Source organism: Devosia sp. (assembly GCF_965229025.1).
Taxonomy (GTDB): Bacteria; Pseudomonadota; Alphaproteobacteria; order Rhizobiales; family Devosiaceae; genus Devosia_A.
This window is the reverse complement of the sequence record NZ_OZ245853.1, coordinates 887,945-909,137: the sequence shown is the minus strand read 5'-3', so window position 1 is coordinate 909,137 and position 21,193 is coordinate 887,945. Positions and strand designations below refer to the sequence as shown.

Annotated in this window: 22 protein-coding genes and 1 other RNA gene; 10 read left to right on the top strand and 13 right to left on the bottom strand. The window is 63.9% G+C overall.

The features are described from left to right. The first annotated feature begins 199 nt into the window (after positions 1-199). Positions 200-745, top strand: coding sequence for a hypothetical protein (locus tag ACO06J_RS04395; protein ID WP_421759486.1), 546 nt, complete (start codon positions 200-202; stop codon positions 743-745). Between the two features lie 937 nt (positions 746-1,682). Then, the gene (locus ACO06J_RS04390; protein ID WP_421759485.1) at positions 1,683-1,850 is read left to right on the top strand and encodes a hypothetical protein; all 168 of its coding nucleotides are present in this window, start codon (positions 1,683-1,685) and stop codon (positions 1,848-1,850) included. A 248-nt stretch (positions 1,851-2,098) separates the two neighbouring features. Here the strand turns inward: ACO06J_RS04390 and ACO06J_RS04385 are convergent, their stop codons facing one another. After that, entirely contained in the window at positions 2,099-2,305 is a 207-nt protein-coding gene (locus ACO06J_RS04385; RefSeq protein ID WP_421759484.1) for a cold-shock protein, read from the bottom strand. Between the two features lie 217 nt (positions 2,306-2,522). Next, a complete protein-coding gene (locus ACO06J_RS04380; protein WP_421759483.1) occupies positions 2,523-2,873 on the bottom strand; it encodes a hypothetical protein in 351 nt (116 codons plus the stop codon). Positions 2,874-3,094: 221 nt separating this feature from the next. Between ACO06J_RS04380 and ACO06J_RS04375 the strand changes: the two genes are divergently transcribed. After that, the gene (locus ACO06J_RS04375) at positions 3,095-4,534 is read left to right on the top strand and encodes an MATE family efflux transporter (RefSeq protein ID WP_421759482.1); all 1,440 of its coding nucleotides are present in this window, start codon (positions 3,095-3,097) and stop codon (positions 4,532-4,534) included. On the opposite strand, the gene miaA is transcribed toward ACO06J_RS04375, so the two are convergent. Continuing rightward, complete coding sequence (gene miaA, locus ACO06J_RS04370) at positions 4,531-5,415, bottom strand: tRNA (adenosine(37)-N6)-dimethylallyltransferase MiaA (protein ID WP_421759481.1); 885 nt, start codon at positions 5,413-5,415, stop codon at positions 4,531-4,533. The genes ACO06J_RS04375 and miaA overlap by 4 nt on opposite strands. Before the next feature lie 27 nt (positions 5,416-5,442). Here miaA and serB point away from each other — a divergent pair, with 27 nt between their 5' ends. After that, positions 5,443-6,315 carry a phosphoserine phosphatase SerB gene (gene serB, locus ACO06J_RS04365; RefSeq protein WP_421759480.1) on the top strand — a complete coding sequence of 291 codons (873 nt, stop codon included), beginning with the start codon at positions 5,443-5,445 and terminating at the stop codon, positions 6,313-6,315. After that, positions 6,312-6,869, top strand: coding sequence for a GNAT family N-acetyltransferase (locus ACO06J_RS04360; RefSeq protein ID WP_421759479.1), 558 nt, complete (start codon positions 6,312-6,314; stop codon positions 6,867-6,869). Before serB ends, ACO06J_RS04360 begins: the two co-directional genes overlap by 4 nt. 16 nt (positions 6,870-6,885) lie before the next feature. Here the strand turns inward: ACO06J_RS04360 and ACO06J_RS04355 are convergent, their stop codons facing one another. The 9 genes from ACO06J_RS04355 to ACO06J_RS04315 form a co-directional block, all read right to left on the bottom strand. Then, entirely contained in the window at positions 6,886-8,376 is a 1,491-nt protein-coding gene (locus ACO06J_RS04355) for a Do family serine endopeptidase (protein WP_421759478.1), read from the bottom strand. 156 nt (positions 8,377-8,532) lie between these two features. After that, positions 8,533-9,627 carry an SPFH domain-containing protein gene (locus ACO06J_RS04350; RefSeq protein WP_421759477.1) on the bottom strand — a complete coding sequence of 365 codons (1,095 nt, stop codon included), beginning with the start codon at positions 9,625-9,627 and terminating at the stop codon, positions 8,533-8,535. Positions 9,628-9,630: 3 nt separating this feature from the next. Beyond that, positions 9,631-10,722, bottom strand: a complete 1,092-nt coding sequence (gene hflK, locus ACO06J_RS04345) for an FtsH protease activity modulator HflK (RefSeq protein ID WP_421759476.1) — start codon at positions 10,720-10,722, stop codon at positions 9,631-9,633. A gap of 61 nt (positions 10,723-10,783) precedes the next feature. Further along, the gene (locus tag ACO06J_RS04340) at positions 10,784-11,308 is read right to left on the bottom strand and encodes a dihydrofolate reductase (protein ID WP_421759475.1); all 525 of its coding nucleotides are present in this window, start codon (positions 11,306-11,308) and stop codon (positions 10,784-10,786) included. Continuing rightward, positions 11,305-11,784 (bottom strand): GNAT family N-acetyltransferase, encoded by a 480-nt coding sequence (locus ACO06J_RS04335; RefSeq protein WP_421759474.1) that lies wholly within the window; start codon positions 11,782-11,784, stop codon positions 11,305-11,307. Before ACO06J_RS04335 ends, ACO06J_RS04340 begins: the two co-directional genes overlap by 4 nt. Positions 11,785-11,788: 4 nt before the next feature. Further along, positions 11,789-12,106 (bottom strand): phosphoribosyl-ATP pyrophosphohydrolase, encoded by a 318-nt coding sequence (locus ACO06J_RS04330; protein ID WP_421759473.1) that lies wholly within the window; start codon positions 12,104-12,106, stop codon positions 11,789-11,791. Continuing rightward, entirely contained in the window at positions 12,106-13,134 is a 1,029-nt protein-coding gene (locus ACO06J_RS04325) for a DUF4424 domain-containing protein (RefSeq protein WP_421759472.1), read from the bottom strand. Before ACO06J_RS04325 ends, ACO06J_RS04330 begins: the two co-directional genes overlap by 1 nt. 113 nt (positions 13,135-13,247) lie before the next feature. Continuing rightward, a complete protein-coding gene (locus ACO06J_RS04320; RefSeq protein WP_421759471.1) occupies positions 13,248-14,762 on the bottom strand; it encodes a DUF5060 domain-containing protein in 1,515 nt (504 codons plus the stop codon). Positions 14,763-14,771: 9 nt separating this feature from the next. Further along, positions 14,772-15,176 (bottom strand): DUF5605 domain-containing protein, encoded by a 405-nt coding sequence (locus ACO06J_RS04315; RefSeq protein WP_421759470.1) that lies wholly within the window; start codon positions 15,174-15,176, stop codon positions 14,772-14,774. Between the two features lie 784 nt (positions 15,177-15,960). Between ACO06J_RS04315 and ACO06J_RS04310 the strand changes: the two genes are divergently transcribed. From ACO06J_RS04310 to ACO06J_RS04300, 3 genes are read left to right on the top strand one after another with little or no spacing between them, the layout of a single operon-like run. Then, positions 15,961-16,758 carry a transketolase gene (locus ACO06J_RS04310; protein ID WP_421759469.1) on the top strand — a complete coding sequence of 266 codons (798 nt, stop codon included), beginning with the start codon at positions 15,961-15,963 and terminating at the stop codon, positions 16,756-16,758. Further along, positions 16,758-17,714, top strand: a complete 957-nt coding sequence (locus ACO06J_RS04305; RefSeq protein ID WP_421759468.1) for a transketolase family protein — start codon at positions 16,758-16,760, stop codon at positions 17,712-17,714. The genes ACO06J_RS04310 and ACO06J_RS04305 overlap by 1 nt, the downstream gene beginning before the upstream one ends. Further along, positions 17,711-19,180 carry an FGGY family carbohydrate kinase gene (locus ACO06J_RS04300; protein WP_421759467.1) on the top strand — a complete coding sequence of 490 codons (1,470 nt, stop codon included), beginning with the start codon at positions 17,711-17,713 and terminating at the stop codon, positions 19,178-19,180. Before ACO06J_RS04305 ends, ACO06J_RS04300 begins: the two co-directional genes overlap by 4 nt. Here the strand turns inward: ACO06J_RS04300 and thyA are convergent. Continuing rightward, a complete protein-coding gene (thyA, locus tag ACO06J_RS04295) occupies positions 19,177-20,091 on the bottom strand; it encodes a thymidylate synthase (protein WP_421762447.1) in 915 nt (304 codons plus the stop codon). The two genes, ACO06J_RS04300 and thyA, sit on opposite strands and share 4 nt — an antisense overlap. A 173-nt stretch (positions 20,092-20,264) precedes the next feature. On the opposite strand from thyA, the gene ssrA reads away from it, so the two are divergent. Both ssrA and ACO06J_RS04285 read left to right on the top strand, forming a co-directional pair. Beyond that, positions 20,265-20,619, top strand: a transfer-messenger RNA (tmRNA) gene (ssrA, locus tag ACO06J_RS04290). Positions 20,620-20,700: 81 nt separating this feature from the next. After that, positions 20,701-21,189 carry an SspB family protein gene (locus ACO06J_RS04285; protein ID WP_421759466.1) on the top strand — a complete coding sequence of 163 codons (489 nt, stop codon included), beginning with the start codon at positions 20,701-20,703 and terminating at the stop codon, positions 21,187-21,189. Positions 21,190-21,193 lie beyond the last annotated feature (4 nt).

Here is a 21,193-nt window from a genome sequence, read left to right as displayed (position 1 = left end):
CTCCAGTGGAGCCTTTCAAGGCTAGAAGGCCATGAGAGCTATGCTCGAATGGCTTGGCCCAGACGAAGTCTGGTGGAGGGGGCGCAGCAACCCCAAAAACAATAAGGGCCCCTTTCGGACCACTTTTGGAGTTCCCCCCACTTATCCCCCTCCCCCAAAACCGTCGTATCCTGCTCCTCAAACCCTCGAGGACCAGATCATGCCGACGCCTGCCGCCCCCACCCACACCCCGCCCCCGTCGCGCCGCCTCACCCAGCGGTTTGAGGCGGTGCTGGGGGCCGTGGTCGCGGAACTGGAACTGATCGAGGATCACCCGGAAAATGCGCGCATGCCGCTCGGCAGCGAGGCCCAGGCCGGCATCACCCACCTCCTCGATACCGCCGAAGCCGCGCTGGCCCGCCACCTGCCGCCGCACTGGCGCAAACGCTGGCCGGCCAACCAGATGGTCACCGGGCGCGACGCCCGCATCGAACTGCTGATGGCGCTGCACGCCCTCGTCATGGTGCTCAAGAAGCTCAACGACCAGAAGCCGCCGCAGCCCATCCGGAAACCCCGCCGCCACACAATTGTCGGCCGCGAAGTCTTCGGCCCCCCACTCCCCCTCCCCCTGATCCCCGACCCGCCCGAGCCGCCCCCACCGCCCCCAGAACCCGCCCGCCCCGTCTCCCCCCGGCCACCCAGCGAACGGATCGAAGTCAATCTCGGCCTCGCCACCCAATTCACCCCCCGCATCCGAGCCACCTAGCGTGACGTTCCCACCCCCTCCAACCACCGGCCCACTTGCGGGGAAGCAATCGCATATGACCGAAGCGCCTGAAAGGAAGGCCCCCTCACCCGGCCTTCGGCCGACCTCTCCCCCGAAGGGAGAGGTAAACTGGGGCACGATCGCGCCACCTCTTCAGCTCTCCCTGGGGGGAGAGGTCGGCCCGAAGGGCCGGGTGAGGGGGCCTTCCCCTTCATTTGCGATAGCCCTCCCCTTTGGAGCGATCTGAGCGAGAAAAGCCAGCCCCTCGGTCCCCTGAGGGGAGAGGGGACTGCGGCCTCAACGTATTGAAAACAAACCAAAACACCCAACTTATCCCCGCCGCCCTAACCCGATGTATATTTCACCCGTCCCCCACACGGACGCGGTCGCGACGAACGAACGGTGGGGGTATCGGGAGCCAGGGGAGTCGTTCCCTGGCGGGCCGAAGACATTGGCAACCGACCGACCGGTCAGGCTCCGTCTTGGTAACAAGTCGCGAGGCGCACTGGCCAGTACGCTCCCCGATGCCAGAGGCCTAACTCAGACCCCGATGATCCGGCGTGGCGACGGCCATCCAAACTGCGGACTACCCGCGTAGGCTGAAGCCACGCCGGATCCGTCTACCCCCGAACCCCGAGGCCAATGGCCGTCGGGCGCTTTGCCTTGCCTCACCAGCCCATCCGGAGTCCCCTCGCCCCTTTGGGGACTTCGAGCCGTCCCGAAGGGTAAAAGGCGCCAGTGGCGCCTTTTGAGGGGAGAAGGCCATGAGACCTATGGTCGAATGGCAAGGGTAGCGACGCTAGGCCCGCTGGGGCCGTAGCAAAGCTAGGGTGAGGGGTTCTTCTTCAGTGGGGGCGGCTATCCACCCCTTTGATCCCGATCAATCCCCCCACCCCATCCGCGCTTACACTCCCTCCACCAACTCAGGAGCCTCATCATGGAACGCATCCAAATCACCCAGCACTCCTCGCTCGGCGCCGCCTGGTTCGCCGGCTGGCTCTTCACCATCGGCTACCTGCACCTCGATTTCTGGATGGGTCTTCTCGGCCTCATCGTCTGGCCCTGGCTCATCGGCAGCCACTTCGCGGTGCCGCTCGCAGGGTAAGCGCAGCCCGGCGCCCCCTCCACCGGCTCCGCCGGTCCCCCTCCCCCGTTTCACGGGTGAGGATCCGCTGTGGCGCCATCGGGGCTGAACGCGGCGCCAAGCACCGGCCTGATCCTCACCCGTGAAACGGGGGAGGGGGACCGCCGAATGGCGGTGGAGGGGGCGCAGCAAGCTCAAACAAAAAGGGCCCCTTTCGGGACCCTTTTCGCTACATCGTCGTCGCCATTGCGGCCGGAGCCGCGTTCGGCTTAGAGCGCCTTGAGGTTCGTCGCCGAAACCTTGCCGTCGCGGCCCTTTTCGAGCTCGTACGAGACCTTCTGGCCTTCGTTGAGCGAGGACAGCCCGGAGCGTTCCACGGCCGAAATATGGACGAATGCGTCCTTCGAACCATCGTTCGGCTGAATGAAGCCGAAGCCCTTGGTGGTGTTGAAGAACTTGACGGTGCCTTCGATCATGATGGCCCCCTTTCAATTGTCGTGCGCCGAGATATCACGGTCTGCACGCGTTCCAAGCTGGCGACATGCCGGCCGGGTCTAAACGTTCACAATATCGAGGGTAGCAAATTGGAGCGGCAAGCCGATCCGATCAGATAGCGCGTGATAGTAGCGAAACGTACGGCAGGTCTATAGCGCAAGAATCGATGCTTGGAAAGGCATTCTCGTCATCGCTTGTTCACGTCGCGGGCGAAAGGTCCTGTTCCTCGACAATCCGCTCAAAGCTCTCCGCATCACTGCGTACCCGGTAGAGCAGCGGCCCCACCTCATGCGGCACCAGCGCCGTCACCTTGCAATAGGCCTCGGCCCGCGCAATCGTCCGCCCGCCATGGCTGACGCGCAGCTTCTGGCCGACGCGGTAGCGGTGCAGCGCATGCGGCGTCACCGGCTGGGGCTGGCGGCGAAACGCGCCAACCGTGCCGCCTGCCGCATTGTCGTCGGTCGGCGTGGGGCGCCCTGCCCGCTTGATGCGGCTCAGCGCCGTCTTGCGGGTAACCGGGATGGCGATGCTCTTGATGGTGTCGTCCATGGTGGCGTCCTTTAGGCTCGTTCGAGCGCAGTAAGTCCGGCGCAACAAGGCGCAACACCGGTGAGGACCGGAAGCAGCCGGTTGTTCATCCTAGCACAGCACGTGCCTCTCCGCCGAAAAACTTGTCCCCGCCCCCACAACCCGTGCCATACTCCTGCCCGCACCGCTTCCCCGCAGGCACGAACCACGTTATGCGTCGTCCCGCGAATGGGAAGACGATCATGCATGAGACCATCACGACGCCCAAGGGTGCGGCGGGCGCCGCCGGCACACCTGTCGCAGGTCACAGCTGGGGCCAGGAGTTCCGCGCCCTGTTCCAGCTCGGCTGGCCGCTGATCGTTGCGCAACTGGCGCAGAACGCACTGATCACCACCGACGTCATCATGGTCGGCTGGCTGGGCGGCAAGTACCTCGCCGCCGCCGCGCTGGCCAATGCGCTGTTCATCTGCATCCAGCTGTTCGGCGTCGGCGTCACCAGCGCCGTCGCCCCCATGGTCGCCCAGGCCATCGGCGCCGGTGACCTCCGCCAGGTCCGCCGCACCGTCCGCCAGGGCTTCTGGGTCGCCATCGTGCTGGTCGCCCTGCTCTTTCCCATCGCCTGGAACATCGGCCCGATCTACACCGCCATCGGGCAAGACCCCGAGCTCGTGGCGCTGGCCGAAATCTTCGTCCACTACGCCATCTGGCTCTTCGTGCCCGCCTTCATGCTCATCGTCGCCCGCTCGTTCCTCTCCGCGCTCGGTGCCACCCGCGTCATCCTCGTCATCACGGTTCTGGGCGCAGTGCTGAACTTTCTCGCCGATTACGCGCTGATTTTCGGCAACTGGGGCTTTCCGCGCCTCGAGCTCGCCGGTGCCGGCATCGCCACCACACTGGTCAACCTCGCCATGCTGGCCATGATGCTGGGTTACATCGTCACCCATCGCCGCTACCGCCGCTACCACATCCTCGCCCGCTTCTTCGAACCGGACTGGTCGCGCTTCTTCGAAATCTGGCGCATCGGCGGCCCCATCGGCTTCATGCTGCTTGCCGAAGTGGGCCTGTTCACCTGCGCCGCCCTGCTCCAGGGCTGGCTCGGCACCGCCGAAGTCGCCGCCCATTCAGTGGCGCTGCAACTGGCCGCCATCGCCTTCATGGTCCCGCTCGGCCTCGGCCAGGCCACCACCGTCCGCGTCGGCATTGCGCTGGGCGAAGCCAACCCCGAGGGCATCCGCAAGGCCGGCTGGGCCGCGCTGCTCGCAACGCTGCTCTTCATGTCGCTCACATCCGCCGTGCTGTTCGCTATCCCCCACCAGCTCGTCGGCCTCTTCCTCGATCCCACCAACCCCGAGAATTTCCGTATCCTCACCCTCGCCGCGAGCTACCTCGCCATCGTCGCGCTGTTCCAGCTGGCCGATGGCGCACAGGTCGCCATGGTCTCGGCCCTGCGCGGTATCAGCGACACCAGGGGGCCGCTCATCATCGGCATCGTCGGCTACTGGGGCGTCGGCTTTCCGGTGGCCTACCTGCTCGGCTTCCACACTGAGCTTCGCGGCGTCGGCATCTGGCTTGGCCTCGCAGCAGGCCTTGCGGTTGTCGCCATCGTGCTGATCATCCGGTTTGCCCGCAGGGGCCACTTCGGGGTCCTCCGCAATCTCGCGCTGTCGTCACAGCCAGCCTAGTTCGGCTCAATCCAGGTCCAGTCGGCCATCCGGGAGCGGAACCATGTCCGCTGCCGCTTGGCATATTGCCGCGTCGCAATCACCGCCCGCTCAATCGCTTCTTCCGCCGGCAATTCCCCTGCCAGCCACGCCGTAATCTCCGGCACCCCGATCGCCTTCATCGCCGGCAACTGCGGGTCCAGCCCAGAAAAAAGTAATCCCCGCACCTCTTCCACGGCCCCATGATCCAGCATGGTCGAGAATCGCCTGGCAATACGCGCACGCAGCACATCACGGTCCGGGTTGAGCACAATGCGCTCAAGGGCAAACCCCTTAAGCAGTCCAGCCTGCGCCTCGTCCTGGAAACTTGCCAGCGACCGACCGGTGGCAATGAGCACCGCCAGCGCCCGGATCACGCGCTGCGGGTCCGGCGCCTTCAGCCGCGCCGCCACCAGGGGATCGCGCGCCGCAATGAGCCTGCCCCGTTCGTCCCCATCAAGGCCCTCCACCTCAGCCGTCGCCGCCAGCACCGCCGCTTCCGGCACGTCCGGTACATCGGCAAAGCCGTTGAGGAGCGCTTCGAAATAGAGCCCCGTCCCACCCACGAAGATCAGTTCGCGATCGCCTTCCGCCGCAATCACCTCTGCGGCAGCGCGCGCCCAGTCCCCTGTCGAAAACCGGCGCGAGGGCGGCACTGTGCCATAGAGCCGGTGCGGGGCTTCGGCCATCTCGGCTTCGCTCGGCCGCGCCGTCAGCAGCCGCAATCCGTCATAGACCTGCAGCGCATCGGTGTTGACGATCAGGCCGCCGCGCTCGCGCGCCAGCTTAAGCGCCAGCGCCGACTTGCCGCTGGCAGTCGGACCCGCTATCAACACCGCTCGCTTTTGCGGGCCTTTGCCCATTCTTTTCAGGCCTTTCGCAGGTGGTTCATGACAGTCCTCGTCCTTCTCGCCAATCCGGCCGATCCGGAACTTGACGCAAAGCTGGTTTCGGCGATCCAGCACGAGACCCTGGGCGAGATCAACTGGTTGCACCAGCGCATCGCCTGCGAGATTCGCCATCCGTCCGCGCCCGACCCCGTGGCCGCCGCCCGCGATGTGATCGGCCGCCGTGCCGTTGACGCCGCTTTGGTGCCCATCGCCAACCGCCGCAAGAAAATCCTCGTTGCCGACATGGATTCGACCATGATCAACGAGGAGTGCATCGACGAGCTCGCAGATGCCGTCGGCATCAAGGCCGAAGTGGCAGCCATAACTGCTCGCGCCATGAACGGCGAGCTTGATTTCGAACAGGCGCTCCGCACCCGCGTTGCCCTGATCAAGGGGCTCGAACGCCACGTCATCGAAGAAGTGCGCCGCGAGCGCATCACGCTAGCCCCCGGCGGCCGCGCCCTGATCCAGACCATGAAGGCGTTTGGCGCCTACACCTCGCTTGTCTCGGGCGGCTTCACCTTCTTTGCCGATTACTTCGGCAAGCGCATCGGTTTCGACGAGGCGATCGCCAACGTTCTCGAGTTCGACGGGGACAAGCTGAGCGGCACGGTCGCGAGCCCGATCGTCGACAAATCCACCAAGCTCAATCGCCTCACCACCCTAGCCGCCGAACAGGGCGTGCCGCTTGCAGCCACCATGGCGGTCGGCGATGGTGCCAACGACCTCGATATGATCAAGGCCTCCGGCCTGGGGGTCGCACTTCACGCCAAGCCGCATGTTGCCGCCGAGGCGCATGTCCGCATCGACCATGCCGATCTGACCGCCCTGCTCTACCTCCAGGGCTTTGAGGAGGAGGATATCGTCAGGTGAGACTGGAAACCGCGCGACTGGTGCTTCGCGAATGGCGCGAGGCCGACAAACCGCTCTACGCCAAGATCATCGGCGACCCGGTCGTCCGCCGGTTCTTCGTCCAAACCGGCACGCTCGCTGACGCATCCATTGGCATCGACCGCGCCATGGATCGCCTGCGCGATGTCGGTTTCACCTTCCTAGCCGTCGAACGCAAGGCCGATCAGGCCTTCATGGGCATGCTCGGCATGGCCCCCCTCAGCGATACACTCCGTGCCACCATCGCTGGGGCACCGCGAGTCGAGATCGGCTGGCAACTCGGCCAGGAATTCTGGGGTCAGGGCTACGCCCCCGAAGGCGCCCAGGCCATGCTCGATTTCGCGTGGTGGAAGCTGCGGCTGACCGAGGTCGTCGCCATCACCTACCAGGGCAACACACCGAGCCGCCGCGTCATGGAAAAGCTCGGCATGATCTACGATGCCAACGCCGATTTCCTCCATCCGGACGTGCCGGAAGGCCACCTGCTCCGCAACCACGTGCTCTACCGCATCGCCAATCCGGTGCTGAGCGGCTGATCCCGTCGCATGGCGGTCAGTTGATCCGCACCGCAATAAACCGCGTTGCCCCGGTCGGATCGGTCACCTTGAACAGCACCGCCGGCCGCCCGGCTTCCTTCGCCATGCTCACCAGTTCGGTCACCTCATCCACCGTCCCCACCAGCTTCTGGTTCACCTCGGTGATCACCAGCCCCGGCATGAACCCCTTCTGATCGGCGTCCGACCCGCCCGTCACCGTCGTCACCACAATACCAGTTGCTTCCGGCGCAATCCCGAACTCGGCTCGCTTGGCATCATCGAGCGGCGCGGCCTCGAACCCCACCAGGTCCAGCAGCCCCACTGGCGGCGCATCGACGACCTCGTCGTCACTGGGCGCGTCCGCCGGCGGCGGCGTCTCAGTCTTGCTGTTGTCCGCCACGACCGCCTCACCGACCTCAAGCCGGCCAAGCGTAATATCCAGTGTCATCTCCGCGCCGTTGCGCAGGATCTTGACCGGCACGGCCTTCCCGACTGCGGTCTCCGCAACCACACGCGGTAGGTCGCGCATCTGCGTAATCGGCTTGCCGTCGAACTCGACGATGATGTCGCCATCGAGAATCTTGCCGTCCGACGGCCCGGTCTTGGTGACATCGATCACCAGCGCTCCAGCGGTGGTCTTCAGGCCCAGGCTGGAGGCGATGTCGTCGCTGACCTCCTGAATGCCCACACCCAGCCAGCCCCGCCGCGTCTCGCCGAACCGCGATAGCTGGTCAATCACCGGCCGCGCCAGGTTCACCGGCACCGCAAAGCCGATCCCCAACGAGTTGCCACCCTGCGCAATGATCGCCGTGTTGATGCCGACCACCTTGCCTTCCATGTCGAACAGCGGGCCGCCGGAATTGCCCTGATTGATCGCCGCGTCCGTCTGGATGAACTGATCATAAGGTCCCGAATGGATGTCGCGATTGCGCGCCGAAACGATCCCCAGCGTCACCGAGCCGCCGAGCCCGAACGGATTTCCGATCGCCATCACCCAGTCGCCCACCACCGCCGAGTCGCTGTCGCCCAGCTCGACGAAGGGCAGGTCCCGCCCCGCCTCGATCTTCAGCACCGCAAGGTCCGTCTTGTCGTCAGCGCCCACAATCTTGGCCGGCAGCCGGGTCCCGTCGGTCAGGTAAACCTCGATCTGCTCCGCCCCCTCGATGACGTGGTTGTTGGTCACGATCGTGCCGTCTGCACCGATGATGAAGCCCGAGCCGAGGCTGCGCGCCTCCTGCATCTGCTCTTCACCCTGGCCATTGTTCGGGTTGTTCTCGTCAAACATCTCGTTGAGCGGCGAACCTTCGGGCAGGTTGGGAAACGGCACGCCCGGTCCACCCGGCACATGCCGCGACGTCCCGATATTGACCACAGCGGGCGAGAGCTTTTCAGCCAGAGCCGCCACCGATTCCGGCCCCTTGGCAAAGGCGGTCGTCACCAGCGACTGCGAACCAACAATCACCATCGCCAGCGCCGCAGCCCGCAATACGCCCTTAGCCGAAACCATATCTCGTCTCCCAACACTGCTCTGGCCGTGGCCTCAGGCCCAGCACATGAGAGCAAGTCTGCGCCCCGCGCAAGCCACCCACCCGCACGAAAAATTGAGGCCGGTGACTGCTCACCGGCCTCTGATTGTCTCGCTAAGTCGTCAACGCCAGCACCGTTACGGCGTCGCTGCCGCCGGCTGGTCGGTCGTCACCGCCGGGAGGTCCGCTGGCGTCGTCGTAATCGCCGGAGTTGCCTGGTCAAGCGACACTGCAGGCACTGTCGGATCGACTGGGTCAACCGTCGTAGCTATCGGCGCCGCTGTATCTGGCACCGGCACGCTCAGCGTGCTCGATGCCAGCGGCGCGATCCCGTTCGGCGCGGCCGGCACCGGGATCTTGCCGTCAACCGTGTCCGCGCCAAAGTAGCGGAAGAACTCGCTGTCAGGCGTCAGCACCATGGTGGTGCCATTGGCCGCCAGCGCTTCACGATACGACTGCAGCGAACGGTAGAACTCGAAGAACTCCGGGTCCTGGCTGTAGGCGCTGGCGAACACGGCGCTTCGCTGGGCCTCACCCTCGCCTCGAAGGATTTCACTGTCCTTCTGCGCGGCTGCCATGATCTCGACAGCCTGGCGATCGGCGATGGCCTTGAGCGACTGCGCCGCCTGCTGACCACCGGCACGAATGCGGGCAGCCTCGGCATTACGTTCGGCGGACATCCGCTCGAAGGTCTGCTTGGAGACATCCTCCATCAAGTCGGTCCTGAGAATTCGAACGTCCGTCACGTCGATACCCAGTTCGGCCATACCCGGTCGGATCAGGTCACGCGCTTCCCGCATCATCGCCGGTCGTTCGGCCGAAAGCGCCGCGTCGAACTTCCTCAGACCATAGACCTGACGCAGCGCCGCATCGAAACGAGTCGAAATGCGCTGTTCGGCAAGGCCAAGTTCACCTTGCACGCCCTCACGGAATTTCACCGGATCGGCAATGCGATAGGTCAGGAACGCGTCCACCACATAGGTCGCACCATCGCTCACCTGCAGCTGCATGTTGGCAATATCGTAGCGCAGCAACCGGTTCTCGATGATCTGAACCGAGTCGACGAGCGAGGTCGGAATCTTGAAGTAGAGTCCCGGCTGGGTCCGCACTTCGGTGATCTGGCCGAAGCGCAGAACGATCGCCTGCTCGCGAACGTTGACGATGTAGATCGACGAGAACACCAGGTAGAGGACGGCAATGGCGGCAACGCCAAGGGCAATGAGTCTGTTCATGGCTCAGTTCCCCGTCGTGGTAGTGGTCGCGGCCTTGCCCTGAAGGGCAGGCAGCGGCAGATATGGAACCACGCCACTTCCGGCGGCCCCGGGCGACACGATCACCTTCTCGGATCCACCGAGCACCTGCTCCATGGTTTCGAAATAGAGACGCTTGCGGGTCACTTCGGGAGCTTTCACATACTGGTTGTAGACCGAGATAAAGCGCGACGCCTCACCCTCGGCTTCCTGCACCACGCGGTTCTTGTACGCGGCGGCATCTTCGCGGATCTTAGCGGCCCGGCCGTTCGCATCGCCGAGCAATGTATTGGCGTAGCTGCGGGCGTCTTCCTGGAACTTCTGCTGGTCCTGCTGCGCGCGCTGCACTTCGGCGAACGCGTCAGCCACTTCGCTCGGCGGAGCAACGTTCTCGACCGTCACCTGGTTGATGTGCACACCGAGTTTGTAACCATCCAGAATGGTCTGCATGATTTCCTGCACTTCGGTCTGGATGCCGGCACGATCAGAGCGGAACACCTGCTGCGCCGGGCTGCGGCCGACGACTTCACGCATCGCGCTCTCGCCTGCCGCCCGCACCATGTCGTCCGGATCCTTGACGTTGAAGAGATACGCCTTGGGGTCTTCGATCCGCCACAGCACCGCGAACTTCACTTCGACAATGTTCTGGTCTGCCGTCAGCATGACGCCGTCGCTGTTACGCGACGAGCTCGTCGAAGAGCCGATCTCGGTCTTGTTTTCGGTGATCGTCACCTTCTCGACGCTCTGGATCGGCCACCACAGGAAATGCAGGCCCGATGTGCTGAGCTGGTCGCTCGGCTTGCCAAAAATGGTCTCGACGCCAACTTCTTGCGGCGCCACCTGATAAACCGAGTTGTAGCCCCAGAATGCCAGCACCGCGATGACCGCGCCGGCAATTGCCCAACGTCCACCGGGAAGTCCGCCCTGGAAACGATCGCGGCCGCGGGCGAGGATGTCCTCTAGGTTTGGTGTGCCACCTGGTCCCTTGCGGCCACCGCCGCCACCGGGTGCCTGCCCCCAAGGTCCGCCATTGTTCGAATTGCGGCCCCCTCCACCCGTATTATTGTCCCAGGGCATCTGCCACCTTTCAGTCGTTATTGCTTGTTGCCGATCTATATAGGTGCGCGGGCCCGCGTGATCAACGTGCGCTTCCGTCGCGCCTGCGATAGATTGCAACCCGGAAGTCCGCATTGTCCCGCTCGGTGCGCAAAAGCTCCGGCCCGGCCTCGATCTCCCACACCTTTTCGTCGATCAGCGGAAACAGTGTATCGCCCTCCGGCGAGAGCGCCACATGCGTAATATACAGCCGATCGGCCTGCCCCATCGCCTCTCGATAGACCTGCGCCCCGCCCCCGATCATCACCTCATCGGCCCGGTCCGCCGCCGCAATCGCCTGCGCGTGGTCGAGTGCTGCATCCAGTGTATCGATCACCAGCACGCCATCCGGCTGATAGCCCTTCTGCCGCGACACAACGATATTGGTCCTGCCGGGCAGCGGCCGTCCGATACTCTCGAACGTCCTGCGCCCCATGATCAGCGGCTTGCCCATCGTCATGCGCTTGAAAAAAGCAAAGTCCGTCGGCAGGCGCCACGGGATCGCACCATCCGCGCCAATCACGCCATTCTCGGCTACTGCCGCGATCAAGGCGACCGGCACGCTCACGGCGCACCCAGTTGGGCCAGTGCCTCACCGCTGACCCGGCAGCGCTCCCACTCATCGAGGAACACCGCGCCCTGCGACTTGTAGAAATCGATCGAAGGCTGGTTCCACTTGAGCACCGCCCACTCAAAGCGCCTCAGCCCTTCCCGCACGCAACGCTGCGCGAGGTTGACCAGCAACCCCTTCCCCGCGCCATAGCCCCGTGCCTCGGGATCGACGAACAGGTCTTCGAGCCAGATGCCGTGACGCCCCTGGAACGTCGAATAGGTGTAGTACCAGAGCGCAAACCCCACCGGCTTGCCGTCCCACTCGGCAATCTCGCAGAACACCCGCGGCGCGGCGCCGAACAGGTCGCGCCGCACATCGTCGGCCGTCGCCACCGCCTCGTGCGCCAGCTTCTCGTAAACTGCCAGCGCCATGATGAACTCGACGATCAGCGCCGCATCATCCGGCACCGCACTGCGGATTGTAAGGGTCATGGCGTCACGGCTGCTTGTTCAGGTGAGAGAACCATTTGCGCTCCAGCGCCGCTTCGACGTCGATCCCGTTGTGCTGGCAGAACAGCAGAAGCTGCGCGAAGAGGTCCGCAGCCTCGTCCGCCAATGCCGTCCGGATCTGCTCAGCGCTGCGCTCACCGATCCGGCCCCGCCCGCTGCCGCGAAGGTATTCAGCGACGAGTTCGCCCGCCTCCTCCTGCAGCTTCAGCGCAAACCAGTCGTCGTCGCGCCTAATGTCACAGCGCGCAGCATAGAGCTGCGACACCTGCTCGATGCGGGCAGAAAGTTCAGCGAGACCCGCCATTAGCCGACATTCGGCGTCGGATCCTGCTTGTTCAGGATCAGGATTTCGAGCTCGTGGTCATAGGGCGGGTACCAGTCGGTGGCGTTCATTTCGAACGTCGTCGGCGAGGTCTTCTTCACCTCCCCGTCCCAGCAGAACGACACCAGGTTCTGTGGCAGGCCCTTGTCGATGGTGAGGTGGAACTTGCCGATCGGCCCGCTCCAGTTGCTGCCCGTCGACCAGATGTACGAAATCCAGCTCTCGGTGAACGGCGCGCCATAGCGCTCGTTCGGATCGGGCAAGGTCTTTTCGACGGTCTTGATGAAACTGTCGTCCGTGCAATAGCGCTTCTTGTAGTCGCCGGCCTGATCATAGCCTTCGCTCGGCGGCGCCAGGAACGTCACGCCCGTGGTGCCTCCCACGCTCGGCTTGTAGGTGTGGATCACTTCCGCAGTGGCCCCGGCTTTGAAGTCGGCCTCCCACGTATAGGTCGATTTCAGCGTCCAGATCGGCGTGTAGTCTGTCTGCAGGCCGTTGCCGGCGTCGTACTCCATCGGGATTACCATCCCGAGGTGAATGAGCTTCTGCTGATTCTCCGCCCCCAGCGCATTGAGCGCATCGGTCGTCGTGGCTCCAAAGGGCGCGAGGGGAATATTGAGGCTTTTCAGCAGTTCCGTCTGGTCGACGCCGAACGCAAAGACATACTGGTGCAGCGTCACATCTACCGGCTCACCATCGAAAGTCGTGGTGAACCCGAACAGGTTCTCCGGGTCCTCGCCCGGGATCGACACCATGAAGTCGCCGTCCCCGGTAATGTCCGGCAGCGGGAACGACACCAGCGCATGCTCGTCCTTATCGCCGTTGTTCTTGAACTCGTAGACCACCTTCACCTGCTCGGGCGACACGGTAAGGTCTTCCGATTGCATCGCTACATTCTGCGAGGTGAGGAACACCAGTCCGCCCGTACCAAGTTGCGACATGGTGTCGTTGGCAAGCGCCGGGCCGGACAAGGCAGCAAGAGTCACAAGCGGGAAAAGAACGGCTCTCATGCGTCGACCTCGGCGTTGATCTCAGAGACGCGGACCATACCCGCTGATCGCAAAATCTTCCAAGGCGAAATCGGCCGGGCGGCCCTGCCGCCGCCCGGACTCTTCATTAGCGCTCAGTCCAGTTGCCGCACGCGGATCGCCAGATAGGGTGAGCTCGGCAGCTCCACCCCAAACGCCGCGTCCGCCTTGCCACCGCGCACGACCTCACCATGACGGGTTGGATGCGGCACCACGGCGGCGATCCTTTTTGCCGGGGTGATCGTCATGTTCCAGGTGTCGATGATGTCGACCTGATAAGCGCCGTCTTCCTTGGGCAACCCGGTCGTCCACTGATCGGGCTGATGTTCGCCCAGATAAATGTAACGCACCTTGCCGTCCTCGGCGCCGGAGACTCGGCTCCACGGCCACGAGGCATTGCCGCCCAGCGGCGTCAGGCCGTGCTGGACGTCCTCCTCCACGATACCGCGCAGGAACGCGATGCGCTTCCACGCCTCGCCCTTGAGCTTGCCACCCTTGGCCCACCAGATCAGGTCTTGGGGGTCCGAATAGGTCTCACCGTGCCCGGCATAGCCGCCGCGCATCACCGTGATCCAGAACCTGTGCACCAGTTCCTGCGCTGTGATGTTGCCCCACGACGGCCAGATATTGCCCTCGTATTCCGGCTCGTCATTGACCACCGGCTTGCCATAGGCATCGCGCCATTCCGGCGTCCGCTTTACGTCCCAATGCTGGATGCAGACATGGCTGACCCAAGCCTTGCGATGGTCGAAGTTCATCGACTGGTCGCCATTGTGGATCGACTTCAGATGCCCGTAAGGGTCGTTCTCTTCGAGAATGTGGAAGTACCGATCCCACTGCCCCATCGGCTTGATGTCGAGCAGGAAGTCATACTCGTTGGCGAGCGACCACCAAACGTTGGAGTAAGCCCCAAGCCGCGCCGCCAGATAGGCGACGTAGCGGAAGTCCTGCTCGGCGCTCATGTTGGAAAAGCCCCAACGGTCATAGGGGTGGAAGATGATGATATCGGCCTCGATCCCCATATCGCGCAAGCGGCCGACCTGGGTTTCGAAGTGCCGGAACGCCTCCGGATTGGGCCGGTCATAGTCAAAGCTCCCATCGGCGTTCTGCTCGTAGACCGGCAGCAGCGGCTCGTTGGTATTGAACGGATAGTCCTTGGGAAACACCCCCATGCGCAGCTTGTTGAACCGCGCCTTGCCCAGCGTTTCCAGCGTCTCGTCCTGCATCGCGAGCGGCTGATGTGTCCACGCATAACACGTGGTTCCGAACGGGAAATACGCCGTGCCGTCGGCATGCGCGAAATGGAACTTGTTCGCGACCGCCACCGGCCCGTGCATGCCCTGTCGGGCAGCCACGGCGGTAAAAGACCCCGTCTTGCCGTCGAGTTCGCTCGTCTTGCTGCGCGTCCTGAACGTCCACTCCCCCGGCGCATCCGGCATGAAGCGGACGCGATAGGTGCCGTCCCCATCGTAAAAGCCCGGCACCCGAACCTCGCGCGAGTGCTGCGAGAACACCGTGTCAAAGCTCACATCGAGAAACGGGTTGCCCTGAGACGGCCCCGAAAAGCTGGCTTCGAAAAAATCATAGATCGCAACGGAGGCAGTCATCATTGTCTCTCTTCAGTCGATGCGCTTGAACAGCAGCGCCAGATAGGGTTTTGGAGCGAAATTGAGCACGTCGCCGCGCTGCACGCTGGGGCTCAAAAGCGTCTCAGTCATTTCCCAGGTGTCGATCAGCGTCGCGCTGTAACGCTCGTTGGGCGGCACCGTGACCACCGCCTCGCTGGGCTGGTTCTCACCGAAATAGCTGAGATAGTAGCGGTGAAGCTGCCCGGCCGTCGGCCACCACGCCATGGCCGGCGACCATCCGTCCTCGCCCTCAGGCGGCACGAAGAGTTGCTCCAGCGTTACATTGTCGAGCCCTCCCATCATCGCAATCCGGTAGGCACCGGTCGACTTGACCGGGTCGAGCCCCTCGTCCGGCCGCGCCTCGAGGATCTTCCGCAGGAATGCGATACGCGGCACGCTCTCCCCGATCAGCTTGCCACCTTTGGCCCACCAGATCGTGTCGGTGTCATTGCCGAACGTCTCGCCGTGCGTGACGTAGCCAAGCGTTACCGCACGGCGCCGCTACCCTGCGGCAGCATGGCGCGAAATCGGTTTCCCCCGTCCTCCAGCGCCAACCCAAGGCGCATCGCAAGCAATATGTTTTCGTGTTCTACGTTTTTTTTGCGATTTGTTAGAGCTACGATGGGGTGCGGAACGAGTCAATACCTCATTGCCATTAGGCGGCGCCCATTCGAAAGCATTCGAAGGAGCAGGCGTTGGACTTGCAACCGAAACGGCCGCTTCGACCTGACAAATGCCATCTACTCGCCAGCATTCGCAGCCTCTGCACGCAAAACGAGAGACAGCAGCCGCTGTTTCCATGGCCCAAATCGAAATCTGCCTGATGGTTGAACCTGTTGGTCGCCATCTGACGGCGCTTTTTCGACCGGTTCCAACCATAACTCACGTCTGAAATGAAAACTTTCCTCAGCAATCGATGATTTTCCGCATTGCTAACGTGGTTCGCCAACGCTAGTTGTGATGCCACTAGGCACGGCCCGGAACATCACAGCCATAAGAAGCTGAGGGCGGTGGGAGGATATGGTGGCGCATGAGCGGACATCGTTCGCTCGGCAGCGCCCGCCAGCACCTGATCACCGGGCACGGCCAGATCTGTTTCAGCGGTAGGAAAAACCCAGTGTCTTCATTGGTATCTGACTCTTCCTTGGCATCCGACGATCGACGAAACGATCCCTTGGCGATGATCCGTGCGAAGGCCCTGTGGATCCGCCGGCGCAGCTTCCAGATGGTCTACGAGGCGCAACTCGGCCATCCAGGCGGCGACTTCAGCTCCGCCGATATTCTCGCAACGCTCTACTTCGGCGTCCTGCGCTTCAATCCGCAAACCCCCAGGGACCCCACCCGCGACCGCTTCGTCATGAGCAAGGGCCACTGCACCGGCGCGTTCTATTCCGTTCTCGCGGCCGCCGGCTATTTCCCCGAGGCTGACCTCAACACTTACATGCAGCCCCTCAGCAAGCTGAACGGCCACCCGAACCGGAACTATCTGCCTGGTGTCGAAACCAACACCGGCCCCCTCGGCCACGGCCTCCCAGTAGCCACCGGCATCGCCATCGCCGGCCAGATCGACAATGCCGACTTCCGCACATTCGTCCTCACCGGCGACGGCGAACTGCAGGAAGGCAGCAACTGGGAAGCAGCGCTGACCGCCGGGCACCGGAAACTCGAAAACCTGACCCTCATCATCGACCGCAACCGCCTGCAGCAGGGCGCCCGCACCGAAGAAACCGCGAGCCTCGATCCCCTCGACGCCAAGTGGGCAGCTTTCGGCTGGGACGTGAAGGTGATCGACGGTCACGACCACGCCGCCCTCCTCGCCACCCTGAGCGCCTCTCCCAAAGGACGCGGCAAACCGCTATGCGTCATCGCGAATACCTTCAAAGGCAAGGGCGTGAGTTTCATGCACGACAATGTCGCCTGGCATCACGGCGTCCCCACCAAGGCGCAGTTCGAACAAGCCATGGCGGAGTTGGTCTAGTGAGCGCAGCAGCCCCCTCCTCTGCCGGCCTTTTCGATTGCCGCGACAGCTTCGCCTCAACCATTGAATCTCTCGCCGAAGCCGATCCGCGCATTGTCACCGTCGTCAGCGATAGCGTCGGCTCCTCCAAGCTCACCGGCTTCAAGAAGAGATGGCCCGAGCGCATGGTCAATGTCGGCATCGCCGAACAGACCGTGGTCGCCGTGGGCGCAGGCCTCGCCAATGGCGGCAAGGTGCCGTTCGTCTCCGCCGCCTCATGCTTTCTCACCGGTCGCGCCCTTGAGCAGATCAAGGCCGACATCGCCTATTCCAACGTCAACGTGAAGCTGATCGGCCAGTCGAGCGGTGTTGCCTATGGCGAGCTCGGCCCGACCCACCACTCCATCGAGGACATGGCCTGGCTGCGCCTCCTCACCAACCTCACTATCTTCGTCCCCGCCGACCCCTGGCAGACCGAACAAGCCATCCGCGCTGCGGCCGCCATGGAGGGCCCGGTCTTCGTGCGCATCAGCCGCATGCCGGTGCCCGCCCTTGATCGCACCAACCCCCGCTTCGAGATCGGCAAAGCCGAGACCCTGGTCGAAGGCTCTGACGCGACGATCATCGCCAACGGCACCATGGTCCACCGCGCCGTCGCCGCCGCCAAGATGCTGGCGATCGATGGCGTCTTTGCCCGCGTCGTCAACATGGCCACCATCAGCCCGCTCGACGAGGCCGCCATCATCGCGGCGGCCGAGACCGGCGCCATCGTCACCGTTGAAGAGCACAATATCCGCGGCGGCCTTGGCGGCGCGGTGGCGGAAGTCGTGACCGGCAACACCCCGGTCCCCATGCGCATCATGGGCTTTCCCGGCTTTGTCCCCACCGGCTCGGCTGACTGGCTGATGGAGCATTTTGGCCTCAACGCGGCTGGCATCGCCGACGCCGTGCGCCACACCATCGCCCGCAAGAAATGACCCCGAGCCTCGTCCTCGCCATCGACCAGGGCACCACCAACACCAAGGCCCTGCTGGTGTCGGCCGATGGCCGCATCCACCACCAGGCCTCAGTCCCCAACCGCGTCGACTATCCCCAGCCTGGCTGGGCCGAACAATCTGCAACCGAACTCGTCCAGGGCGTCCTTGAGGTTATCCGCGAGATCGTATCGCAGGCAGGCGCCGACTCCATCGCCGCCGTCGCGATCTCCAACCAGCGCGAATCCATCATCGTCTGGGACGCCGAAACAGGCGAGCCCATCGGCCCCTGCGTCATCTGGCAATGCCGGCGCTCCGCCCCCCGCTGCGACGCCCTGCGCCTCGCCGGACATACCGAAACCATCGAGGCCAAGACCGGCCTCGCGCTCGACCCGCTGTTTCCCGCCGGCAAGATCGCGTGGCTGCTCGACAACACTCCTGGCGCTCGCGCCCGCGCCGAAGCCGGCGGCCTCCTCGCCGGAACCGTCGACAGCTGGGTGCTCTGGACCCTCACCGGCGGCACGGTCCACGCCACCGATCACTCCAACGCCTCGCGCACTCAACTCTTCAACACCGCAACCCTGAAGTGGGACGAAGAACTCGGCCGCCTCTTCGACGTACCGCTCTCGATGCTACCGGAACCCCGCCCCTCCAACGCTGCGTTCGGCCGCGTCGCCGCCGGTGTCTCCGCCCTCCTCGCCGGCATCCCCATTCACGCCATGATCGGCGACTCACACGCCGCGCTCTACGGCCACGGCGTGCATGCGCCGGGCATGATCAAGGCGACCTACGGGACCGGCACATCGCTGATGGCCCTGACCGGAAAACGCGTCCGCTCACGCCATGGCATCTCCAGCACCATCGCCTGGAGCACCGACGCCGGCCCGGTATACGCGCTCGAAGGCAACATCTCCGTGTCCGGCCAGGCCGCCGCCTTCATGGCCGATCTCCTCGGTGTGGATGACGCCGCCGCCCTCTCATCCCTCGCCGCCTCCGTCGCGGACAGCAACGGCGTCGCCTTCGTCCCCGCCCTCGTCGGCCTCGGCGCCCCGCACTGGCGGGCGGACGCCCGCGGCACCATCACCGGCCTGTCACTCGGCACCAAACCTGCCCACCTCGCCCGCGCCGCGCTCGAAGCCATCGCCTTCCAGATCGCTGACGTCTTCTTCGCCATCGAGCAGGATATGGGCGCACCACTCACCGAACTACGCGCCGATGGCGGCGCCTCGCGCAATGACATGCTGATGCAGTTCCAGGCCGATATCATCGGCCGCCCTGTCGCTGCCACCGCCGCCCCCGAAGTCAGCGCCCTCGGCGCCGCCGCCATGGCTTTCTGCGGCCTCGGCATCGAAATGGCGCCCGTGCCGGTGTTGGCCAAATACAGGTCCAGCATGTCCACCGCTGAGCGCACCCAGCGCCTCAAGCACTGGCACGACGCCGTGGCGCGAACACTCCTTCAGCCAGCCTAAACCGCCACGTCCGCTTGTATGGGATCGTGCGGGGCATACCCCTCGACGACAAAATCCTCGATGCGGTAGCCATCGATGCTGTCGGGCTTCCGCACCAGCCGCATCGTCGGCAGCTCGCGCGGCGAGCGGCTGATCTGCAGCCGCGCCTGCTCCAGATGGTTGAGATAGAGGTGCGTGTCCCCCGCCATCCAGATGAACTCCCCCAGATCACACCCGACCTGCTGGGCAATCATCAGTTGCAGCGCCACCCCGCCCACGAAGTTGAACGGCGCCCCCAGCAGCACATCGCAGCTCCGCTGATAGAGCAAGCAGCTTAGCTTGTTATCCGAGGTCATGTAGTACTGGTAGACCATATGGCACGGCGGCAGGGCCATGCTGCCGATCTCGGGCACATTCCACGCATGAAACAGGATGCGCCGGCTCGCCGGGTTCGACCGCAGCATCGAGATCACTTGCGCGATCTGGTCATACTCGCGCCCGTCAGTGCCCAGCCACCGCCGCCACTGCTTGCCATAAACCGGCCCCAGCTCGCCCCACTTCGCGGCAAAGTCGTCGTCGGCAACAATGCGCGCCTCAAAATCCCGCTGCGAAATCTCTTCGCCGCTGGCCTTCCGATAAGCCGCCAGCGGCCAGTCCGTCCATATGCGTACGTTCTCCTTGAGCAGCGCCTGGATATTGGTGCCGCCGGTCAGAAACCACAGCATCTCCTTGACCGCCGTCTTCCAATAGACCCGCTTGGTGGTAAGGATCGGCACCTGCCCCTTCGACAGATCGAACCGCACTGACGAGCCGAAAATCGCCTTGGTCCCGACGCCGGTTCGATCAACGCGGGTGTCCCCGCGCTCGAGGATCGTCTCCATCAGCTCAAGATATTGCAGCTCGGGGTGCCTCACAACGAGCCTCCCCGCAATGCGCAGAGGTCAACGACAGTATCGGTCGAGAAGGGGCTGGAGCGGTGCATCATCACGCCATTCTACGCGATTCGCCCCTGCCGACGCCTCTAGAACGCCGCTTCCTCACTCGCTCGCGGCTGTTTTCGGATGAGGAACACGCCGCGCGTGCTTCGGTGAGCTTTGGCGCCTAACGGATTGCAACGCCGCCGGAACGCTCCTATATCTCCGGTGCCGGCAACGGCTATGGCGATAAACGGCTAGCGTAATAAACCTATTGGACCCGGGGGCAGTGCCCGGCGTCTCCACCAAAACCTCCCGCATTGGCGGGTTTGCATGGGGACGAAACAGGATCGACAAGGGCGTAAAGGTTAGACTTTTGCTCGGCATGGTACCACCGATATCGGGCCATCCTAATAGTTGCCAATGACAACTATGCTCCGGTCGCTCTCGCTGCGTAAGCGGCGCTAGCACTGGGAATTCAAGTCCTCCACTCCTCGCAGGGTGACAGGCGGGGTTCGCAGGCACCTGGCAACAGAAGCCTGCACTTTCCTGTCTTTGGCCTTGAATTGTAACGTGCCGCGCGGTGATATGCGCCCCAGGGGATTCCCCCGTTTTTTAGAGATTTCCATGGCCGAAGACCTGATCCGCTACGACATTCTTGCTCAGGAAGCCTTGCGCGGCGTGGTCCGCAAGGTGCTGTCGGAAGTGGCGCGGACGGGGCTCCCCGGCGAACACCACTTCTTCATTTCCTTCGTCACCCGCGCCCCGGGTGTGCGCGTCAGCCAGCGCTTGCTGGAGCAGTACGACAAGGAAATGACCATCGTGCTGCAGAACCAGTTCGGCAATCTCAAGGTCACCGAAACCGGCTTCGAGGTACAGCTCTCCTTTGACGGACGCCCGGAAACGCTGGTGGTTCCGCTCTCCGCCATCAAGGGGTTCTTCGATCCGTCGGTGCAGTTCGGCCTGCAGTTCGATGTCGAGCGCGCCGAGTCCGACGAGCCGGAAGTGCTTGAGCCGGCCACCGCCGATAATACCTCCAAGCCGCCGGCCATTGCCGATGCCCCCGAGACCCCGGGCGAAAAAGTTGTCAGCCTTGATAGCTTCCGCAAGAAGTAATCGC